Origin of the sequence: Variovorax sp. AB1(2024) (assembly GCF_037482385.2) — a bacterium.
Taxonomy (GTDB): Bacteria; Pseudomonadota; Gammaproteobacteria; order Burkholderiales; family Burkholderiaceae_C; genus Variovorax.
Genome location: NZ_JBBHKP020000001.1, coordinates 3,865,270 through 3,886,055, shown reverse-complemented (window position 1 = coordinate 3,886,055; position 20,786 = coordinate 3,865,270). Strand labels below are relative to the sequence as shown.

At 67.6% G+C, this 20,786-nt stretch carries 15 protein-coding genes; 3 read left to right on the top strand and 12 right to left on the bottom strand.

Annotated elements, in window-relative coordinates:
* Positions 1-2: 2 nt before the first annotated feature.
* The 6 genes from bcsR to map form a co-directional block, all read right to left on the bottom strand.
* On the bottom strand, positions 3-506 hold the full coding sequence (bcsR, locus tag WIX39_RS18105) for a BcsR/BcsP family cellulose biosynthesis protein (protein WP_409195532.1): 504 nt from the start codon (positions 504-506) through the stop codon (positions 3-5).
* Positions 503-979 carry a cellulose biosynthesis protein BcsD gene (gene bcsD, locus WIX39_RS18100; RefSeq protein WP_081269428.1) on the bottom strand — a complete coding sequence of 159 codons (477 nt, stop codon included), beginning with the start codon at positions 977-979 and terminating at the stop codon, positions 503-505. Before bcsD ends, bcsR begins: the two co-directional genes overlap by 4 nt.
* A 203-nt stretch (positions 980-1,182) precedes the next feature.
* Entirely contained in the window at positions 1,183-3,255 is a 2,073-nt protein-coding gene (locus WIX39_RS18095; RefSeq protein WP_409195531.1) for a sensor domain-containing diguanylate cyclase, read from the bottom strand.
* On the bottom strand, positions 3,256-4,293 hold the full coding sequence (locus tag WIX39_RS18090) for a GGDEF domain-containing protein (protein ID WP_106934416.1): 1,038 nt from the start codon (positions 4,291-4,293) through the stop codon (positions 3,256-3,258).
* A 93-nt stretch (positions 4,294-4,386) separates the two neighbouring features.
* Positions 4,387-6,993 carry a [protein-PII] uridylyltransferase gene (locus WIX39_RS18085; protein WP_285410615.1) on the bottom strand — a complete coding sequence of 869 codons (2,607 nt, stop codon included), beginning with the start codon at positions 6,991-6,993 and terminating at the stop codon, positions 4,387-4,389.
* Between the two features lie 22 nt (positions 6,994-7,015).
* Positions 7,016-7,840, bottom strand: coding sequence for a type I methionyl aminopeptidase (gene map, locus WIX39_RS18080; protein WP_081269432.1), 825 nt, complete (start codon positions 7,838-7,840; stop codon positions 7,016-7,018).
* Positions 7,841-7,995: 155 nt separating this feature from the next.
* Here map and purL point away from each other — a divergent pair, with 155 nt between their 5' ends.
* Positions 7,996-11,973, top strand: a complete 3,978-nt coding sequence (gene purL, locus WIX39_RS18075) for a phosphoribosylformylglycinamidine synthase (protein ID WP_409195530.1) — start codon at positions 7,996-7,998, stop codon at positions 11,971-11,973.
* A 267-nt stretch (positions 11,974-12,240) separates the two neighbouring features.
* Here purL and WIX39_RS18070 read toward each other — a convergent pair whose 3' ends face one another.
* The 6 genes from WIX39_RS18070 to WIX39_RS18045 all read right to left on the bottom strand — a co-directional run bounded on the left by WIX39_RS18070 (position 12,241) and on the right by WIX39_RS18045 (position 17,034).
* Entirely contained in the window at positions 12,241-13,026 is a 786-nt protein-coding gene (locus WIX39_RS18070; RefSeq protein WP_081269435.1) for a peptidylprolyl isomerase, read from the bottom strand.
* 140 nt (positions 13,027-13,166) lie between these two features.
* Entirely contained in the window at positions 13,167-13,451 is a 285-nt protein-coding gene (locus WIX39_RS18065; RefSeq protein ID WP_081269436.1) for a BolA family protein, read from the bottom strand.
* Positions 13,448-13,990 carry a septation protein A gene (locus WIX39_RS18060; protein ID WP_081269437.1) on the bottom strand — a complete coding sequence of 181 codons (543 nt, stop codon included), beginning with the start codon at positions 13,988-13,990 and terminating at the stop codon, positions 13,448-13,450. Before WIX39_RS18060 ends, WIX39_RS18065 begins: the two co-directional genes overlap by 4 nt.
* 10 nt (positions 13,991-14,000) lie before the next feature.
* Complete coding sequence (msrB, locus tag WIX39_RS18055; RefSeq protein ID WP_081269438.1) at positions 14,001-14,417, bottom strand: peptide-methionine (R)-S-oxide reductase MsrB; 417 nt, start codon at positions 14,415-14,417, stop codon at positions 14,001-14,003.
* Positions 14,414-15,895 (bottom strand): protein adenylyltransferase SelO, encoded by a 1,482-nt coding sequence (locus tag WIX39_RS18050; RefSeq protein WP_106934419.1) that lies wholly within the window; start codon positions 15,893-15,895, stop codon positions 14,414-14,416. The genes msrB and WIX39_RS18050 overlap by 4 nt, the downstream gene beginning before the upstream one ends.
* Positions 15,896-15,954: 59 nt before the next feature.
* Positions 15,955-17,034: an AraC family transcriptional regulator gene (locus WIX39_RS18045; RefSeq protein ID WP_106937436.1), complete on the bottom strand. Its 1,080-nt coding sequence runs from the start codon at positions 17,032-17,034 to the stop codon at positions 15,955-15,957.
* 151 nt (positions 17,035-17,185) lie between these two features.
* On the opposite strand from WIX39_RS18045, the gene WIX39_RS18040 reads away from it, so the two are divergent.
* Together WIX39_RS18040 and WIX39_RS18035 are read left to right on the top strand one after the other, a co-directional pair.
* A complete protein-coding gene (locus WIX39_RS18040; RefSeq protein ID WP_106934420.1) occupies positions 17,186-19,024 on the top strand; it encodes a carboxylesterase/lipase family protein in 1,839 nt (612 codons plus the stop codon).
* A 114-nt stretch (positions 19,025-19,138) separates the two neighbouring features.
* A complete protein-coding gene (locus tag WIX39_RS18035; RefSeq protein ID WP_409195529.1) occupies positions 19,139-20,782 on the top strand; it encodes a 3-(methylthio)propionyl-CoA ligase in 1,644 nt (547 codons plus the stop codon).
* The last annotated feature ends 4 nt before the right edge of the window (positions 20,783-20,786 follow it).

The window sequence follows — 20,786 nt, the reverse complement described above, 5'->3', positions numbered from 1 at the left end:
CGTCACGTCGGCCTTCGCCAGCGCGACATGAGGCCCGGCTGGGCGGCGCGCGGCTGCGGCGCCGCCAGTCGTTCGAACAACTGGGAAAGCGGAGTCGGCGCGGGTTCGCTGGCGGTGGCGGGCTGATGTGCCGCCGGGGGCTGGGGCTGGTGCGCTGCCAGCGGCGGGCGCGCGAAGAGAGGCGCCGGAGCCGGAGCGGGCGCATGAACGGGTGCAGGTGCAGCAATGGGCGAGGGCACCGGCAGCGGGCGCAGTACCGGTTCGACCCTGGGCTGCGGCGCGGCGGCGACCGGCAGCGGCTGCACTGGCGCCATCAAGGGAGCGGCAGGCGTGCGTGCGGCGGGTGCGGACGGGCGCTCGATCTTCTCGCCCGTCAGCAGCGGCCACACGCGCGGTGCTTCCTCCTCCGTTTCGGGCGGAGCGAATTCCTTGTAGTCGTGGGCATCCCCGCCGAACTTGCGGAACAGGCCGGCGATGTCTTCCGGGGTCGGATCGTCCTTGCTCATGCTTGCGCCTTCGACAGACGCAGGTCGATGCGGTGGCCGGCCTGTGCGGCGTCGGGCGGGAACGCCTGCACGCGAAGGGAGGAAGGCATGCGCTGCGAATCGAACCAGGCCTGGTAGATGCCCTCGAAGAAGCCGACGCTCCAGTCCGTGGCCTCGGGGCCGAAGGCCGTGGCGATCGGGCTGCAGGCGTGGGTGATGAAGACGCAGTCGGTGTCTTCGCTCAGGGCGCTGAAACCCCAGTCGATGCTGTCCCAGCGCGCGTTGAACTGGGCTTCGAGGTCGCCGAGGGTGTTACACGGGGGGATGGGCATGGCATGCGCAAGACGTTGGCCGATGCGGAAGAAAAGCTGCCGCAGCTCCTCCGGCGGCAGGCCGGCACTCAACTCCGCGGCCATGCCACGATTGAATTCCAGCCACTGCGAACTGCATGAATTTCTCTCGTAGTACTGAATGAACGGCGTCGCTGTTTCCATGTCCGAGCATTCTCTGGGATCAATTAACGCTTGACAACAAATGTGAACTTTTCGACACACGATCGAACGCGAACTGTCTGAATTCGGGGACGGTCGGTCGAACGGACCGGAACGGCTGCACAAAACCCGTGCACCGCCACCTTCGATACGGCGCAAGGCGCGTTCCGGATTCAACCGGCGCACCCAAGCGGGGCGCCGCCCGGTCAGTCTTCGATGCTGTCCGGTGTCGACCCAGCGGCGCGCACGGAGCCGTTGCCGTTGGGTGCCTGCGGCAGGCGCGGCGGACGCCCGGCGCGCACCACGCCGCGTCCCGCCGCCTTGGCGGCATAGCAGGCGGCATCGGCCGCATCGACCCAGGCGTCGACCGAGCCGATCTCATGCGAAAGGCTGGCCACGCCGATGCTGGCGCCGACGTGCAGGCTGCCCGACAGCCACGGCAGCGCGATCGCCGAGATCGACGCCACGATGTCTTCCGCCACACGCACCGCGGCCTCATGCGTGCACTGCTCCAGCAGCAGCGCGAACTCGTCGCCGCCGATGCGTGCCGCCAGGTCGCCGGAGCGCACCCGCGACATGATGGCCGCGGCCGCCGCGCGCAGCATGGCGTCGCCCGACAGGTGGCCGCCGGTGTCGTTCACCTGCTTGAAGTGGTCCAGGTCGATGAACACCAGCGCCGCCGGCAGCGAGCCCGGCCGGCCCTCGATCAGCCGCTGCGCCTGCTGGTCGAAGCGCTGGCGGTTGGCCAGTCCGGTCAGGCCGTCATGGGCGGCAGACCATTCGAGCGCCTTGCGGGCATTGCGCTGTTCCTCGATGTTGAGCACCGTCCAGATCGAGCCGAAATCGGTGTGTTCCGGGTCCACCGGCCGGCTGCGCAGCCGGGCCCAGAAGCGCGAGCCGTCGCCGCGCTGCATGCGGGATTCGCCCACGTACGAATTGCTGCTGGCGAAAGCCTCTTTCTCCAGCGCGGCGAGCGCGGGCTGGTCTTCCTCGGGCACGACGATCAGGTCCACCGGCTTGCCCAGCAGCTCGTCCTCGCGGTAGGAAAGCAGGCGGCACAGTTCGTCGCTCACCAGCTCGAAGCGCCGGTCGCGGATGAAGGCGATGCCGATGGGCGCCGCGCGCATCACCGAGCGCAGCTTGCTGAACATCTCGCCGTTCAGCCGTTCCAGCTCGGCGCGCTGCACGCCGACGCGGCGCAGCACCTGGCCGAGCTGGCCGATCTCGCCGTCGCCCGTGGGCCAGCCGTCCTCGGGGCGCATGGCGTCGTCGAACATGTGCTGGGCGCGCCGCTCCAGCTTGCTCAGCGGGCGCAGCAGCAGCCACAGGCTCATGAAGATGCCGGCCGACAGCACCGCCACCAGCGTGAAGGCCCAGACCAGCGCCAGCCGGCGCGCGGCCTTCACCGGCGCCAGCACCTCGGCTTCCGGCCGCACGCGCCACACCACCCAGTCGGGGCCGGGCACGCCGGCGACGCTGGCGATCTCCTGCGCCTGGGGCAGCAGCAGGCCCAGCGGCTCGACCGGACTGCCCGCGGCCTGCCAGGCCTTGAAGGCCCGGGCCAGCCGGGGTTCGTCGGCAATCGATTGCAGCAGCCGCTTGCCGTCGGGGTGCGCCAGCACCCGGCCCTGCGCGTCGGTCAGGACAACCAGCGCGCCGGCATCGCCTTCCTGCGGGTCGACCAGGCCCTCGAGCAGGTCGCGGCTCGACAGGCGCAGCGTGCCGCCCAGCACGGCATAGATGCCGTTGGCGCCGCGTACCGGCTGGTTGACGGCGATGATCGGTTCGCCGGTCAGCGTGCCCAGCAATGGCTCGGACACCATCGGCCGGCCCTCGGCCAGCAGCCGGCGGAAGTAGGGGCGGTCGCCGATGTTCAATTCCGGCTGCGACACGCCCTTGTCGTCGCTCATCACCCGGACATTGCCGTCGGGCGTGGCGATGTAGGTGTTGGCGAAGAAGGTGCGCATCACCGGCTTGCTCTGCAGGAACGCCTTCAGTGCCGCCGGGTCGTTGAGCAGCGGCTCGTTGAGCGCGTTGCCCACCGATTCCAGCACGCGCTGCAGCTGTATCACGTTGTGGCCCAGCAGGGCGGCGGTGCGCACCGACTCGTTCAGCTCGCGCTGGCGCTGCGATTCCAGCAGGTCGTGCTCGGTCCGCCCCACGATGATGGTCGTGATCAGGCCGATGCCGAGCACCAGCGCGAAAATCCCCCCCATCGTGATCCGGGCCTTGAGCGAACCCAGGGCCTTTTCTAGGCGTACCAGCCGGTCGGTGTTCATTCAGTCGAGCTGCGTTTCCCTGGCGGGCGCCGTGGCCCGGCGCTCGCGTTTGACGTTGTACATGGCTGTGTCCGCCTGCTTCAGCGCTTCTTCCGCGGTGGTGGCGCGCGGGTCGACGGCCACCACGCCGACGCTCGCGCCGCCGTACTCGATGGTGGTCTTGCCGTTGAGCCGCAGGTCGCCGATGGTACTTTCGCCCAGGCGGTCGGCCAGCGCGCGCGCCGCGGTGCGCGGCGATTCGTCGAAGCCCGGGCCCGCGCCGATCACCACGAACTCGTCGCCGCCGAAGCGCGCCAGCACGTCGCTGGCCCGCAGCGAAGCCGACAGCCTGCCGGCCATGGTCGACAGGAAATCGTCGCCCACGTCATGGCCGTACTTGTCGTTGATCTTCTTGAAGCCGTCCATGTCGATGAACCCGACCAGCGTGCTGCGGCCTTCGCGCTCGCACTGGGCGAGCAGCCGGCGCAGGGCGTCGATCAGGGTTCTGCGGTTGGGCAGGCCGGTGAGGCTGTCGGTCGAGGCGTAGGCGGCCAGCTCGGCGTTGGCCCGCTTGAGCTTGACGAGGAGCATCTCGCGCTCGACCTGCTGGGCCAGCAGTTTCGCGAAGAGCCGCAGCACCGGTGCCGCATGGGGCGACAGAGGCAGCTTGTCCGCGCTGGCGCCGCACAGGGTGCCGAAGAGGCCGCCGCTGTCCGTCTTGATCGGTGTGCTCACATAGGTCTGGACGCCGAGCTGGCGGGCGGCGTCGGAGTCGCCCCAGCGGGTGGCGACGTCGTCGGCGAAGGGGCGGTCTTCTTCGAGGGCGCGGCGGCAGAGGGTGTCGGACCAGGGGACGGAAAGGCCCTCGGGGATGGTCATTTCCTTCGCGTTCCGAGCGAAAAGAATGCTCTGCAGGCCCTTTTCGAGATCGATGGTCGTGAGGTAGGTCGATTCCAGCCCCGTGACCACTTCGAGCATTTCGAGCATGGGGCGAGCCAGGTCCTCGAGCGTCTTGGCCGAGGAGACCGAGTCTGAAAGCTGTTCAATCAGTGAGTCCATAGCCCACATTTTGACGGCGATGCGCCAAGGCTTCAGGCTTTCGTTGTACGAAAGTAGCGCCAGACCGGCCGCGGCGCCCTAAAAACCTGCGGCTCAGGACGCCAGCGCTTCCATCAGCTCGGTCTCGATGGCCAGCTGGGTTTTCTGCCCCTGCAGCTCGGGGCCGCTGATGAGGAAGGTGTCTTCCACACGTTCGCCGAGCGTCGTCACCTTGGCGAGCTGCAGGTTCAGGTGGTGGCGCGCCAGCACCCGGGCCACCGAGTACAGCAGCCCGGCCCGGTCGCTGGCCGATATGTTGAGCAGCCAGCGCTGGGCCTTGTCGTCGGGCAGCAGGCTGATGCGCGGCTTGATGGGGAAGCTGCGCACCCGGCGCGACACCCGGCCCATGCTGGGCGGGGGCAGGGCGCCGGCCTCGGTGAGCGTCTGCGCCAGGCCCGACTCGACCATGCTGATCAGGTCGCGGTAGTGGTCGGGCAGGAAGGTGGTCACCACCTGGAAGGTGTCCAGCGCGTAGCCGTCGCTCGTGGTGTGCACCTTGGCGTCCAGGATGCTGAAAGACGACTGATCGAAATAGCCGCAGATGCGCGCAAAAAGGTCGGGTTGGTCGGGCGTGTAGACGACCACCTGCAGGCCTTCGCCCACCGGCGACAGGTGCGCGCGCACGATGGGCGGCGCCTTCGGGTCGATCGGCACGCCCTTGGGCGGCACGAAGCGCGAGAGCTGCTTGGCGTGCCAGGCGATCTCGGTGGCGTCGTGGCGCATGAAGTAGCCCACGTCGAGCGTGTCCCACAGGGCCTTGTGCGCTTCGAAGCGCTGGGCGTGCAGGGCCAGCTGCACCAGCGCCTCGCGCTTGCGCGACTCGACCTCGGCGTCCGGGTCGGGCATGCGGCCGCCGAGCGCGCGCAGCGTGTAGCGGTACAGGTCCTCGAGCAGCTTGCCCTTCCAGGCATTCCACACGCGCGGCGAGGTGCCGCGGATGTCGGCGATGGTCAGCAGGTAGAGCGCCGTGAGGTAGCGCTCGTTGCCCACGCGCCTGGCGAAGGCGCTGATGACCTCGGGGTCGCTCAGGTCCTGCTTCTGGGCGACCTGGCTCATCACCAGGTGCTCGGCCACGAGGAATTCGATGAGCCTGGCGTCTTCGCGGGCAATGCCGTGCTGCTTGCAGAAGCGCTGCACGTCGCGCGCGCCAAGCGTGGAGTGGTCGCCGCCGCGGCCCTTGGCGATGTCGTGGAACAGGGCCGCCACGTACAGGATCCAGGGCTTGTCCCAGCCGGCCGCGAGCTGCGAGCAGAACGGGTACTCGTGCGCATGTTCGGCAATGAAGAAGCGCCGCACGTTGCGCAGCACCATCAGGATGTGCTGGTCGACCGTGTACACGTGGAACAGGTCGTGCTGCATCTGCCCCACGATGCTGCGGAACACCCGCAGGTAGCGCCCCAGCACCGAGGTCTGGTTCATCAGCCTGAAGGCATGCGTGATGCCATAGGGCTGCTGCAGGATCCGCATGAAGGTCTCGTGGTTGACCGGGTCGTTGCGGAACTTGCTGTCCATCACATGGCGCGCGTTGTAGAGCGCGCGCAGCGTGCGCGCCGACAGGCCCTGCACGCCGATGGTCTTCTGGTAGAGCAGGAAGGTCTCGAGCACCGCGTGCGGCTCGCGCTCGTACAGGTCGTCGCTGGCGATCTCGATGAGGCCGGCGCGCTCGTAGAAGCGCTCGTTGATCGGCGTGTGCCGCTCGTCGCTGGGCTGCAGGCGCTCGGAAATGTTGAGCAGCAGGATCTGGTTGAGCTGCGACACCGCCTTGGCGGCCCAGTAGTAGCGGCGCATGAGCGCCTCGCTCGACTTGCGCTGCGACTCGCTCTCATAGCCGAAGCTGGCCGCCACGGCGGTCTGCAGGTCGAACACCAGCCGGTCTTCGCGGCGGTTGGCGATCACGTGGAGCCGGGCGCGGATGAGCGAGAGCAGGGCCTCGTTACGCTTGATCTGCTGGGCTTCGAAGGAGGTGGCCAGGCCGTTCTTGGCCAGGTCGTCCCAGCGGCTGCCGTAGCCGGCAGCCTTGGTCATCCACAAAATGGTCTGCAGGTCGCGCAGGCCGCCGGGTGATTCCTTGCAGTTCGGCTCCAGCGCGTAGGGCGTGTTGTCGAACTTCTGGTGCCGGTGCCGCATTTCCTGCGACTTGGCCACGAAGAAAGCCTGCGGATCGATGGCGCGGGCGAAGCGGCGGCGAAAGGCGGTGAAGAGCTTCTTGTCGCCGGCGATCAGCCGTGCCTCGAGCAGCGAGGTCTGCACGGTGACGTCTTTCTCGGCCTCGGCCAGGCATTCGTCGACGGTGCGCACGCTGGAGCCGATTTCGAGGCCGGCGTCCCAGCAATGGCCGATGAAGGCCTCGATGCGGGCCGGGTCGACCGCGTTCTCGTGGCCTTCGGGCGGCAACAGCAGCAGCACGTCGACGTCGGAATACGGAAACAGCTCGCCGCGCCCGAAGCCGCCCACGGCGGCCAGCGAGAGCGCGTCGCCGAAATCGGCCTCGCGCCACAGGGCGCACAGTGTTTCGTCCGCCAGCGCCGAGAGCTGGCGCAGCACCGTATGCACGCTGCGCGTTGGCGCGCGCGCAAAGCGCAGGGTGTCGAAAAGCGCGAGCTTCTTCGCGCGATAGGCTTCGCGCAGCGTCGCCACGTCGATCTTGGCTGCTTCGATCACGGCCGGGGAACGCGTGCGCGCGTCAGGTTTTGGTCGAGGTGACGAAGGAGGGCAGCGGAGGGCTGCCGGCGGAGAGCGTCAGCACCTCGTAGCCGGTTTCGGTGACCAGCACCGTGTGCTCCCATTGGGCCGACAGCGAATGGTCGCGCGTGACGATGGTCCAGCCGTCGTACTGGCCGCCCTTGAAGTCTTCCTTCACGTCGCGCTTGCCGGCGTTGATCATGGGCTCTATGGTGAAGATCATGCCGGGCTTGAGTTCTTCCATGGTGCCCGGGCGGCCGTAGTGCAGCACCTGGGGTTCTTCGTGGAAGCGCTGGCCCACGCCGTGGCCGCAGAACTCGCGCACCACCGAGAAGCCCTGGCCTTCGGCGAACTTCTGGATCGCATGGCCCACGTCGCCCAGGTGCGCGCCGGGGCGTACCTGCAGGATGCCGTGCCACATGGCCTCGAAGGTGATGCTGCACAGGCGCTTGGCTGCGATGGAGGCGTCGCCGATCACGTACATGCGGCTGTTGTCGCCGAACCAGCCGTCCTTGATGACGGTCACGTCGACGTTCATGATGTCGCCCTTCTTCAGGGGCTTGTCGTTGGGAATGCCGTGGCACACCACGTGGTTCACCGATGTGCACAGCGACTTCGGGAACGGGACGCTGCTGGCGCCCATGTAGCCCACCGTGGCCGAGGTGGTGCCCTGCTTGACCATGTATTCGGCGGCCAGCCGGTCGACATCGTTGGTCGTGATGCCGGGCTTGATGAAGGGGGTGAGGTAGTCCAGCACCTCGGAGGCCAGGCGGCAGGCGACCCGCATGGCTTCGATGCCCGCAGCGTCTTTGTAGTTAATGCTCATCCCCGAATTATCCCATCGGCCCGGCTAAAATCCCGGGTTAACGCGGATGACCCCAGTCAGCGGTCATTCGCCTTTATTCCTTGATTCCCAACGCGGCCCCCGAGGCCCCATCGACCGTGACGCAGCCCGCACCTCAAGCCCTTCCTGTCGTAACCATGTTCGAGGGCGGCAGCGCACTCAGCGATTTCCGCGCACGCCAGCTGCTGCCGAAGCTGCAGGCCATCGAGCCGCGCATCGAGGGCATTTCGGCCCGTTTCGTGCACCTGGTCGTGACCGATGCGGCGCTCGGCACGGACGACCGCGAGCGCTTTGCCGCGCTGCTGACCTACGGCGAGCCCTTCGAGGCGCCGGCCAAGGCGGGCACTTCGGTGGTGGTCACACCGCGGCTGGGCACCGTGTCGCCGTGGGCCTCCAAGGCCACCGACATCGCCCACAACTGCGGCCTGGCGCTGCGCCGGGTCGAGCGCGTCACCCAGTACCACCTGAAGCTCAAGGCCCCGCTGATCGGCAAGGCCCCCGTGCTCGAAGGCGACCAGCTGGCCGCCGCGGCCGGCCCGCTGCACGACCGCATGACCGAATCGGTGCTGGCCACGGTCGAGCAGGCGGCCAGCCTGTTCAGCGAGCTTCCGGCGCAGCCGATGGCGCAGGTCGACGTGCTGGCCGGCGGCCGCACTGCGCTGGTGGCCGCCAACACCGGCTTCGGCCTGGCGCTGGCCGAGGACGAAATCGACTACCTGGTGGACGCATTCACCCGCCTGGGCCGCAACCCCAGCGACGTCGAGCTGATGATGTTCGCGCAGGCCAACAGCGAACACTGCCGCCACAAGATCTTCAACGCCGACTTCACCATCGATGGCAAGGCGCAGCCGCAGAGCCTGTTCTCGATGATCCGCCACACCGAGAAGCAGAACCCGCAGCACACGGTCATCGCCTATGCCGACAACGCCTCGGTGATGGAAGGCGCGACCATCGAGCGCTTCATCCCCGCCAGCGGCTCGCAGAGCTATCAAAAAGATAGCGCCCTGAGCCATGTGCTGATGAAGGTCGAGACGCACAACCACCCGACCGCCATTTCGCCTTTCCCCGGCGCATCGACCGGCGCGGGCGGCGAGATCCGCGACGAAGGCGCCACCGGCCGCGGCTCCAAGCCCAAGGCCGGCCTGACCGGCTTCACCGTGTCGAAGCTGTGGCCTGAAGACGGCCACTACGGCAAGCCCGAGCACATCGCCAGCCCGCTGCAGATCATGACCGAGGGCCCGCTGGGCGGCGCCGCGTTCAACAACGAGTTCGGCCGTCCCAACCTGCTGGGCTATTTCCGCGAATACGAGCAGACGGTGGCGAGCGACCTCGACACCGTGCAGCGCGGCTACCACAAGCCCATCATGATCGCGGGCGGCCTCGGCAGCATCGACGCCACCCAGACCAGGAAGATCCAGTTCCCGGCCGGCTCGCTGCTGATCCAGCTCGGCGGCCCCGGCATGCGCATCGGCATGGGCGGCAGCGCCGCCAGCTCGATGGCCACCGGCGCCAACGCGGCCGAGCTCGACTTCGACTCGGTGCAGCGCGGCAACCCCGAAATCGAGCGCCGCGCGCAGGAGGTCATCAACCACTGCTGGCAGCAGGGCGCGGCCAACCCCATCCTGGCGATCCACGACGTGGGCGCCGGCGGCCTGAGCAATGCTTTCCCCGAACTCACCAACGACGCCGGCCGTGGCGCGCGCTTCGACCTGCGCGCCGTGCCGCTCGAAGAATCGGGCATGGCGCCGAAGGAAATCTGGTGCAACGAAAGCCAGGAGCGCTACGTGCTGGCCATCGCGCCGGAATCGCTCGAGCAGTTCAAGGCCTTCTGCGAGCGCGAGCGTTGCCCGTTCTCGGTGGTCGGCGTGGCGACCGAAGAGCGCCAGCTGCTGGTGGCCGACGAAGGCGCCGAGGTTCAGCCGGTCGACATGCCGATGGACGTGCTGCTCGGCAAGCCGCCCAAGATGCACCGCGACGTGAAGACCGTGGCGCGCACCTTCAAGCCGCTCGACCTGACAGGCATCGACCTGCAGAAGGCCGCCATCGACGTGCTCGCGCATCCGACCGTGGCGTCGAAGCGCTTCCTCATCACCATCGGCGACCGCACCGTGGGCGGCCTGAGCCATCGCGACCAGATGGTCGGACCGTGGCAGGTGCCCGTGGCCGACTGCGCCGTGACGCTGGCCGACTACAAGGGCTTTGCCGGCGAAGCCATGAGCATGGGCGAGCGCACGCCGCTGGCCGCGCTCGACGCACCGGCCTCTGGCCGCATGGCCGTGGCCGAAGCCATCACCAACCTGCTGGCCGCCCCCATCGAACTTTCGCGCGTGAAGCTGTCGGCCAACTGGATGGCCGCCTGCGGCGAGCCCGGCGAAGACGCCGCGCTGTACGAAACCGTCAAGGCCGTGGGCCTGGAGCTATGCCCGGCGCTGGGCGTGTCGATTCCGGTCGGCAAGGATTCGCTGTCGATGCGCACGCAGTGGAAGGACGGCAGCGAAGCCAAGAAGGTCACGTCGCCCGTGAGCCTGATCGTCAGCGCCTTCGCCACGCTGGCCGACGTGCGCGGCACGCTCACGCCGCAGCTCGACGCCGAGGAGGCCGACACCACGCTGGTGCTGGTCGACCTGGGCCAGGGCAAGCACCGCATGGCCGGCAGCATCCTGGCGCAGACGCTCAACCAGAGCGGCGACACGGTGCCCGACCTCGACGACCCGGCGCAACTGGTGGCCCTGGTCAATGCCGTGAACGCGCTGCGCGCCGACGGCAAGATCCTCGCGATGCACGACCGCAGCGACGGCGGCCTGTTCGCCACCGCCTGCGAAATGGCCTTTGCCGGCCATGTGGGCGTGGCGCTGAACGTCGACATGCTGGTCACCGAAGGCGACGGCATTTCCGACAGCCGCATGGAAACCGGCGACGCCAAGAACTGGGCGCAGCAGGTCAGCGCGCGGCGCGAGGAGCTCACGCTCAAGGCGCTGTTCAACGAAGAGCTGGGCATGGTGCTGCAGGTGCGCACCTCCGAGCGCAACGATGTCATGCAGGTGCTGCGCGCCCACGGCCTCAGCACGCACAGCCACTTCGTCGGCAAGACCCGCCCCGCCAGCTCGCCCATGGATGCGGGCAAGGGCAAGGTCGAAGTCTGGCGCGACGCCAAGTCGGTGTTCAGCGCCAGCCTGCACGACCTGCAGCAGGTCTGGGACTCGGTGAGCTGGAAGATCGCCCGCGAGCGCGACAACCCCGCCTGCGCTGATGCCGAACACGCCGCGGCCGGTGTGCCGAACGATCCGGGCATGCACGTGTTCCTGCCGAATGCGCAGACCGGCTCCGCCGTTGCGCCCGCCATCCTGCAGTCGCGCCCCAAGGTCGCGATCCTGCGCGAGCAGGGCGTCAACTCGCACGTCGAGATGGCCTACGCCTTCACCGAAGCCGGCTTCGAAGCCTTCGACGTCCACATGACCGACCTGCAGACGGGCAGGGCGGACCTCGCCGACTTCAAGGGCGTGGTCGCCTGCGGCGGCTTCAGCTACGGCGACACGCTGGGCGCCGGCATCGGCTGGGCGCGCAGCATCACCTTCAACCCGAAGCTGGCCGAGCAGTTCAAGACCTTCTTCGGCCGCGCCGACACCTTCGGCCTGGGCGTGTGCAACGGCTGCCAGATGTTCGCCGAGCTGGCCGACATCATTCCGGGTGCGGAGGCCTGGCCGCGTTTCACCACCAACCAGAGCGAGCGCTTCGAGGCGCGCCTGTCGATGGTCGAAGTGCTCGAGTCGCCGAGCATCTTCTTCGCGGGCATGGCCGGCAGCCGCCTGCCGATCGCGGTGGCGCACGGCGAGGGTTACGCCAACTTCAAGCACCGCGGCGACGCCGCCAAGGCCATCGGCGCGATGCGCTTCGTCGACAACCACGGCCAGCCGACCGAGCAATACCCGTTCAACCCGAACGGCAGCGCGGGCGGCCTGACCTCGGTCACGACGCCGGACGGCCGCTTCACCGCGGTGATGCCGCACCCGGAGCGCGTGTTCCGCAACATCCAGATGAGCTGGACCTCGGGCGACAAGAGCGACCTGAGCCCCTGGATGCAGATCTGGCGCAACGCGCGTCGCTGGGTGGGCTGAAGCAGATGCTCGACCTCGATCACCCGGGAAGCCGGCACGTGCTGGAAGCGGCGCGGATCGAGGATCTGGCAGGCTTTCGTCGTGCTTGACCGCCCGGGCGACAACTTCGGCACCTGGGCGATCTGAAATAAGGACGCCCACGAAAAAGCGGCCCGCGGGCCGCTTTTTTCATTTCCAGAACACCGCGGAACCGGCTTCGCCGGGCCGCAGGTGTTGCCCCCTGCAAGGGGGTGGGCGTAGCGACACGAAGTGCGCGAAGCCTGGGGGTTATTCCACTTTCGCCTTCGCGCGCAGGTCTTCCTGGTACTTTTGGAGGCGCTGCTGCTGCAGCTGCTGCGTGATCTGCGGCTTCACTTCTTCCAGCTTCGGCAGTTGAGCCTGGCGGATGTCGTCGACGCGGATGATGTGCCAGCCGAACTGGGTCTTGATCGGGGCGGGGGTGGTCTCGCCCTTCTTGAGCTTGATCATGGCTTCCGAGAACTCGGGCACGAAGCTCGCGGGGTTGGCCCAGTCGAGGTCGCCGCCGTTGGCGCCCGATCCCGGGTCCTTGCTCTGCTTCTTGGCGATGTCTTCGAACTTGGCGCCCTTCTTCAGGTCGGCCATGATCTTCTTGGCCTGGTCTTCGGTTTCGACCAGGATGTGGCGCGCCTTGTATTCCTTGCCGCCGTTGGCCGCGACGAACTTGTCGTACTCGGCCTTCACGTCGGCGTCCGAGACGGGGTTGTTCTTGCGGTAGTTGTCGAAGAGCGCGCGGATCAGGATGGCCTGGCGGGCGAGTTCGAGCTGGTTCTTGTAGTCCTCGCTGGCGTCCAGGCCCTGCTTCTGGGCTTCCTGCATGAACACTTCGCGCGCCACGATTTCCTCGCGCAGCTGGCCTTGCATTTCAGGCGTCACCGGGCGGCCGGCGGCGGCCAGCTGTTGGGCCAGAACGTCCATGCGGGCCTTGGGCACCGGCTTGCCGTTCACGATGGCTGCGTTCTGTGCGAGCGCGGCCATGGGAATGGCACCGAGCAGCACTGCGGCCGCGACGGCCTGCAAGATTTGTTTTTTCATGGAATGAATATCGAGCTGGAAAGGAAATGCGCGTGTAGGAAAAGGCGCGGGAAAGAAAGCAGGGATAGGGAAGAAAACGGCGGGATGGCACGGCAGCCGCTGCAACCACATCGGGCGTGGCGCGCGGCCCCTTGGACGACTCAGAGCACCTCGATGGCGATGGCGTGCAGACCCTGTGCGATAAAAACTTGGAGGGCATCATACACAAGCCGATGCCGCGCCACGCGGGGCTTTCCCTCGAACCGGGGCGAGGCGATGCGGACCCGGAAATGGGTGCCGCGGCCTTGCGCATTGGCGCCCGAATGGCCGGCGTGGGCGGCGCTTTCGTCGATCACTTCGAGCTGCGTGGGGGCCAGCGCCTCGCGCAGCGCGGCCTCGAGGTCGGCCGCCGTGGGCAGGAGTGCGGTGGTGGTGTTGCTCGTCATGCGGTGGGCTTGTCGTCGTTCTTCAGGTGCGGCGCGATGTACAGGCCTTGCGCCACCAGGAAGACGATGGGAAACACGTAGCCCCAGAGCTTGAAGTTGACCCAGGCCTCGGTCGTGAAGTACGCCGCCACATAGCCGTTGATGGCGGCCATGAACAGGCAATAGCCGATCCACGCCACGTTCAGGCGGCCCCAGATGCGCTCGGGCAGCTCGAGCTGCTGGCCCAGCAGCATCTTCAGGAAGTTCTTCTTCAGCGCCCAGAGCGCCACGGCCAGCGCGAGCGCCATTGCGCCGTACAGCACGGTCGGCTTCCACTTGATGAAGCGGTCGTCGTGCAGCGCCAGCGTGAGCGTGCCGAACAGCAGGATCAGCACCAGCGTGGCCTTCTGCATGGCCTGCAACTTGCGCTCCATGGCGTAGATGATGGCCATCTGCACCACGGTGGCGGCCATCAGCACGCCGGTGGCCGTGTAGATGTCGGCCAGCTTGTAGGCGCCGAAGAACAGCAGGATCGGGAAGAAGTCGAGGATCAGTTTCATTCGGAGCGGCTCAGTCGGCCTTTTTCTGGAAGTCGAGCGAAGCCGAGTTCATGCAGTAGCGCAGGCCGGTCTCGGTCGGGCCGTCGGGAAACACGTGGCCCAGGTGGGCGCCGCAATTGGCGCAGACGTTCTCGGTGCGGACCATGCCGTGCGAACGGTCGATGATGTTCCTGATGGCGCCGGGCACCGCTTCTTCGGAGAAGCTGGGCCAGCCGCAACCGGCGTCGAACTTGGTCGAAGACTCGAACAGCTTGGCGCCGCAGCACACGCAGTGGTAGGTGCCGTCGTCCCAGTGGGCTTCGTACTTGCCGGTGAAGGGGCGTTCGGTGGCGGCGTGACGCGTCACTTCGAAGGCGGCGGGTTCGGCGCCTTTTTCAGCGAGCAGGGCTTTCCATTCGGCGTCGGTTTTCTGTACGGGAGTGGTCATGATGAGCAGCTGATTTCGATCGTGGAGGCCCAGTCGGGCGGGAAGCCGGCATAAGCATCGGCGCCGGGATGTTCTTCAAATGGGGACTCGAGCAGAGCCAGCAAGGTTGCCACACCTGAGTTGTCTTTTTGCTGACTTGCTTCGATGGCTTGCTGTCCGAGGTGGTTCCGCAGCACGAACTTGGGGTTCGACCGAAGCATCAGGCCCGCCACTCTCGCCCGGTCGGACGCCGCATGGCGCTCCGAAAACAATAGCAGCCAGGCATCGAAGCCCTCGCGGTCCAGGAACAGGTCGCGCACCGGCTCGAGCTTGCCGTCGGCCATGTAGTTCGACAGCCGGCGCCAGAAGATCGTGTAGTCGACCTTGCCCGCGGCCAGCAGCTTGAGCACGCCTTCGACGAGCGGGCGGTCGCCCTCGGCCGCGTCAGCCAGGCCCAGCTTGGCGCGCATGCGGCCCTCGAACTCGCTGGGGAACACGCTCTTGTAAGACTCCAGCGCGGCCACGGCGATTTCCTGGTCGCCGATCAGGGGCAGCAGCGCCTGCGCCAGGCAGAACAGGTTCCAGTACGCGACGTTGGGCTGCTGGTTGAAGGCGTAGCGGCCGCTGGTGTCGCTGTGGTTGCAGATATGGCGCGGATCGAAGCCGTCGAGGAACTGGAACGGCCCGTAGTCGATGGTGAGCCCCAGGATGCTCATGTTGTCGGTGTTCATCACGCCGTGGCAGAAGCCCACGGCCTGCCATTGCGCGAGCAGGGCGGCGGTGCGCTCGCTCACTGCCTCCAGGAATGCGGCGTACGCATTGCCGTTGAAGCGCCCGGTATTGCGGCAGTCCGGGTAGTAGCGGTCGATGACGTAGTCGGCCAGCGCGCGCAATTCGTCTTCGCGCTGGTTGGCGGCAAAGTGCTCGAAGTGGCCGAAGCGCACGAAGCTGGGCGCCACGCGTGCCACGACCGCTGCGCTTTCGAGCTCCTCGCGGCGCACCCGGGCGTCGGAGCCGGTCACGCTGAGGGCGCGCGTGGTCGGAATGCCCAGCCCGTGCATCGCCTCGCTGCAGAGGAATTCGCGGATGCTGGAGCGCAGCACCGCGCGGCCGTCGCCGCCGCGGGAGTAGGGCGTGCGCCCCGCGCCCTTCAGCTGCACTTCGAGCCCGCCGTCGGTCTCGCCGATCATGATGGCGCGCCCGTCTCCCAACTGGCCGGCCCACACGCCGAACTGGTGGCCGCTGTACACGGTTGCAAAGGGGCGGGTGCCCGCAATGGGCATGCTGCCCGTCAGTGCGGCCAGCGTGTCGCCCGACTCATGCCAGCCGGGCGGCAGGCCGAGTTCGCGCGCAACGGCCTCGCTGCGCCCCACCCAGTACGGATCGGGCAGGGGCGTCGGCCGCAGTTCGGTGAAAAACGCGGGGCCCAGGTTGGAGAAGCCGGGTTTCCAGCGCAGTCCCAGGTCGGCGACCGGGGTGTCTTCAGCAAGCAAGCTCATGCGCGGATTGTCCGGCAGAGCGCGAAACCCCTTGCCGCGGGGGCCATCGGGGTGGCCGTTCAGGCGGCGAGCGGCGCGGGGCTGTCCCAGATGCGTGCCCGGTACTGCGCCGGCGGCACGCCGAACCAGCGCTTGCAGGCGCGGAAGAAGTTGCTCGTGTCGACGAAGCCCAGCATGTCCGCGACGTCGGTCAGCGTATGGCGGTCTTCCGCCAGGTACTGCTGCGCAAGTTCGCGGCGGGTGCGGTCCAGCAAGCCCTGGAACGACACCGACTCCTCCTGGAGCCTGCGCTGCAGGGTGCGCTCGGCCAGGCCCAGGCCCGATGCCACGTCCTGCCGGCGCGGCTCGCCGTGTTGCAGCCGGCGCGCGATCTCGGCGCAGACGAGGCTGCTGGTGGTGGTCTGGCCCAGCAGGTCGAGCTGATCGTCGAGCAGGTGCTCCTGCAGCTCGCCCAGCGTCTCGTGATGGGTGGGCAGCGGCAGGGCCAGGTCGGCGGCCGACAGCAGCAGCCTGTTGGCCGGCGCGTTGAAACGCACCTCGCAACCGAAGGCCTCGCGGTGCGGCCGGTCGTCGGCCGGCGAGGGGTAGACGAACTCCATGGCCAGCGGCTGCAGGTCGCGCCGCGTGAGCCACTGGCATTGCATGAGCGTTGTCAGCAGGGCGTATTCGACGCGCTGGCGCGGAATCGGCAGGCTGCCGCCGGTGTGTTCCATCGCCAGCCAGCAGCCGCGCGGCTCGGGGTGCAGCGAGAAAGCTGTCGCGTCGGAGATCACCGCCATGTAGCGCGCCAGCCGCGTGAGCGCAGCCCCGAGCGTGGGGCTACAAGACATGGCATGGCCCACCGTGCCCAGCTTGCTGTGCGTGGCGGCCAGGTCGCGATGCAGGCCCAGCGTGGGCCGGGCGGCGCGCGCCACGGCCAGCTGCCACAGCACCGTGATCTCGTCGACGGGGATGCGTGCGTTCTGCCGGTGCAGGGACTCGGGGTCGAAGCCGGCCTCCAGCAGCAGCGAAGGCACGTCCAGTCCTTCGGCCTCGAACATCGACAGCACGCCTTCGAGCCACGCGGCGGAGCTGGTGCGCAGTTCCGGCTGCGGCATGCCGCCGGACCGGCGTTGCGGCCCGCGCTGGCGGTGCGACAGGGAGGCTCCTGAAGTCATTCGTTTGGCTTCCTTGCGATAGCGATGAAAACGACGCCGGTTTCTAGAATTTTTTTGCGTGCTCGGCGGCCCGGAGTATGGGTGCCGTGCGCCAGGCAAGGAATTCCGATTAACCCGGTGTGGAGACAAAAACATGAATGCAGAGACAACGACGCAAGACCAGGGCGCGGCGGCAAGGACAGCGATAGCCAGGGCCGCCGCCGCAGTGGTCGCCGTCGCGGCCCTGGCAGCGCTCTCGGCCTGCGGCGGCGGATCGTCCGGTTCGCCCGGCTTCGCCTTCCTGCCGGCTGCGCCTGCGCCGGCGCCAGCCCCCGCGCCCGCGGCCCCGCCTCCGGCCGACGGCCCGATGGTGCGCCAGACCACGGCCGGCAAGATCGAAGGCGTGGACGACAGCGCCGGCTCTGGCACCTATTACTGGAAGGGGGTCCCCTTCGCCAAGGCACCGGTGGGCGCGCTGCGCTGGCGTGCGCCGGTTGCGCCCGAAGCCTGGAGCGGCATCCGCCCGGCCGCCAGATTCGGCACTGCCTGCCTGCAGATTGGCCGCATCTTCAGCCCCGGCCTCAACAACACTTACGACGCCACCATCGGCACCAACCTCGGAAAGCCGGTCGGCAGCGAAGACTGCCTGTTCGTCAACATCTGGCGCCCGGCGACGTCCGAGAAGAACCTGCCGGTGCTGTTGTTCATCCATGGCGGCAGCAACATCTCCGGCTATACGGCCGACCCGCTGTACGACGGCGCCAAGCTGGCCAAGACCGCCAACGCGGTGGTCATCACCGCCAGCTACCGCCTCGGCATCCTGGGCTTCCTGAACATTCCGCAGCTGAAACCCGGCGGCACGCAGGGCGATGACTCGGGCAACTTCGCGCTGCTGGACAACATGGCGGCGCTGCGCTTCATTGCGGACAACGTTTCCAACTTCGGCGGCGATCCGGGCAACGTCACGCTGTCGGGCGAGTCGGCAGGCGCCACCAACCTGCTGTCGGTCATGACTTCGCCGATGGCCAAGGGCCTGTTCCACAAGGCCTTCGAGATGAGCGGCGGCATTTCGCTCGCGACCAACCTGCCGCCCGGCACGCTGCCTTCGCTCTCGCCGGCCTCGGCTTCGCTCGCGCAGGGCGCGGCCATCCTGGAGAAGCTGCTCGTGGCCGACGGCACAGCTGCCGACGAAACCGCAGCCAAGGCCTACATCGCCACCCGCACGCCGGCCCAGATCGCAGAGTACCTGCGGGCGCAGGACGGCGGTGCGCTGCTGGGCAAGGTGGCGGCGGCCGGGCTCGGCTCGGTCGCGCCGATTCCCGATGGCACCGTGATCCCGACCGACCCCATCGGCGCCATCGCGGCCGACCGGTACGTGAAGGTGCCCATGCTCGCGGGCAACACGCGCGACGAGGGCAAGCTCTTCGCCTCGCTGCTGGGGACCATCGGCTTTCCGACCTCGGGCTGGATCGTCAACGACGCCCAGCGCTTCTCGCTGATGTTCAACTTCGACCCCGATGCCGCGCCCACGCTCACGGTGAACGACATCATCGATCCGTTCTACCTTCCGGTAGACAAGGCCGGCACCGGCTACAACGCGGCCACCGCGCTCATCACGAAGGGCCTGTTCGAGGCCAACCGCGACAACCTGCTCGACACGATGAAGACGCGCCAGTCGAACATCTGGCACTACCGCCTCGACTGGTCGCAGGAGGCTTCGCCGTGGAACGACGTGTACGGGGCCTCGCACGCCTTCGACCTGCCGTTCGTGTTCGGCAACTTCGGCCCGTCGGTGCTGTCGAGCTCCATCGGCGGCAAGGCCAACGAGAAAGGGCGGCTCGCGCTGTCGAAGGCCGTCATGGCCAGCATCGGGGCCTTCATGCGCAAGGGCGATCCGAACACGCCCGAACTTGGTGCGACCTGGGCGCCGTGGCCTTCGCAACTGCTGCTGGACGCCACGCCCACGGACATCAGGATCACCCCGGTGCAATGAGCCGCTCCGTTCAATCTTGCAGTGCGGGTTTGTGTCATTGTGGAAGTGGCCGAAGCTTGCGTGAATCCGTTGTCCGCAAGTTTTCATGAAGTCATTTCACATAGGAGTCCGTAGATGCTGGGTTTGATGCAAGACCAACCGCTTTTGATCTCGTCGCTGATCGAGTTCGCCGAGCGCCACCATGGCGACGGCGAGATCGTCTCGCGCCGTGTCGAGGGCGATATCCACCGCTGCACCTGGAGCGACATCGCATCGCGCGCCAGGCAGGTGGCCAATGCGCTGGACGGCGAGCAGCTGCTGTTCAGCGACCGCGTCGCGACCCTGGCCTGGAACGGCTATCGCCACCTGGAGCTGTACTACGGCGTGAGCGGCAGCGGCCGCGTGCTGCACACCATCAACCCGCGCCTGCACCCCGACCAGATCGCCTGGATCGCCAACCACGCCGAAGACCAGATCCTGTGCTTCGACCTGAGCTTCCTGCCTCTGGTGCAGGCGGTGCACGCCAAATGTCCCACGATCCGGAAATGGGTTGCACTGTGTGATGCCGACAAGCTGCCGGCCGACAGCGGCGTGCCCGGCCTGGTGAGCTACGAGAGCTGGATGGGCGCGCAGCCCACCGACTACGAATGGCCCAGCTTCGACGAGAACTCCGCGTCGAGCATGTGCTACACGAGCGGCACTACGGGCAATCCGAAGGCCGCGCTCTACAGCCATCGCTCCACGCTGCTGCATGCGTATGCCGCGGCGCTGCCCGACGTCATGCGCCTGTCGGCGCGCGACTCGGTGCTGCCTGTGGTGCCCATGTTCCACGTCAACGCCTGGGGCATTCCGTACTCGGCCGCGCTGGTGGGCTGCAAGCTGGTGTTCCCCGGCCCGGCGCTCGACGGCAAGTCGGTGTACGACCTGATCGAGGCCGAAGGCGTGACCTTCGCGGCGGGCGTGCCCACCGTGTGGCAGATGCTGCTGGGCCACGTGCAGACCAACGGCCTGAAGTTCAGCAAGCTGGACCGCACCGTCATCGGCGGATCGGCCTGCCCGCCGGCCATGATCACGGCGTTCCAGGAGAAGTACGACGTCGAGGTGCTGCATGCCTGGGGCATGACCGAGATGAGCCCGCTGGGCACGCTCTGCACGCTGAAGAACAAGCACCTGTCGCTGCCGCCGGACGCCCAGCTGAAGATCCGCATGAAGCAGGGCCGCGCGATCTTCGGCGTCGACATGAAGATCGTCGACGGCGACGGCAACGAGCTGCCCTGGGACGGCAAGGCCTTCGGCGACCTGCTGGTGAAGGGCCCTTGGATCGTCAAGGAATACTTCAAGGGCGAGGGCGGCGATCCGCTCATTCCCGATGCGCGCAACCGCGGCTGGTTCCCCACCGGCGACGTCGCCACCATCGACGCCGAGGGCTACCTGCAGATCACCGACCGCAGCAAGGACGTGATCAAGTCCGGCGGCGAGTGGATCAGCTCCATCGACATCGAGAACATCGCCGTTGCGCACCCAGCCGTGGCCATGGCCGCGTGCATCGGCGTGTTCCATCCCAAGTGGGACGAGCGGCCCGTCATCGCCGTCGCGAAGAAGCCGGGTGCCGAAGTCACGCGCGAGGAGCTGCTGAAGTTCTACGAGGGCAAGACCGCCAAGTGGCAGATCCCCGACGACGTGGTGTTCGTCGAGGCCATTCCGCTGGGCGCCACCGGCAAGATCCTGAAGACCAAGCTGCGCGAGCTGCTCAAGGACTACAAGCTGCCCACACTCTGAAAAC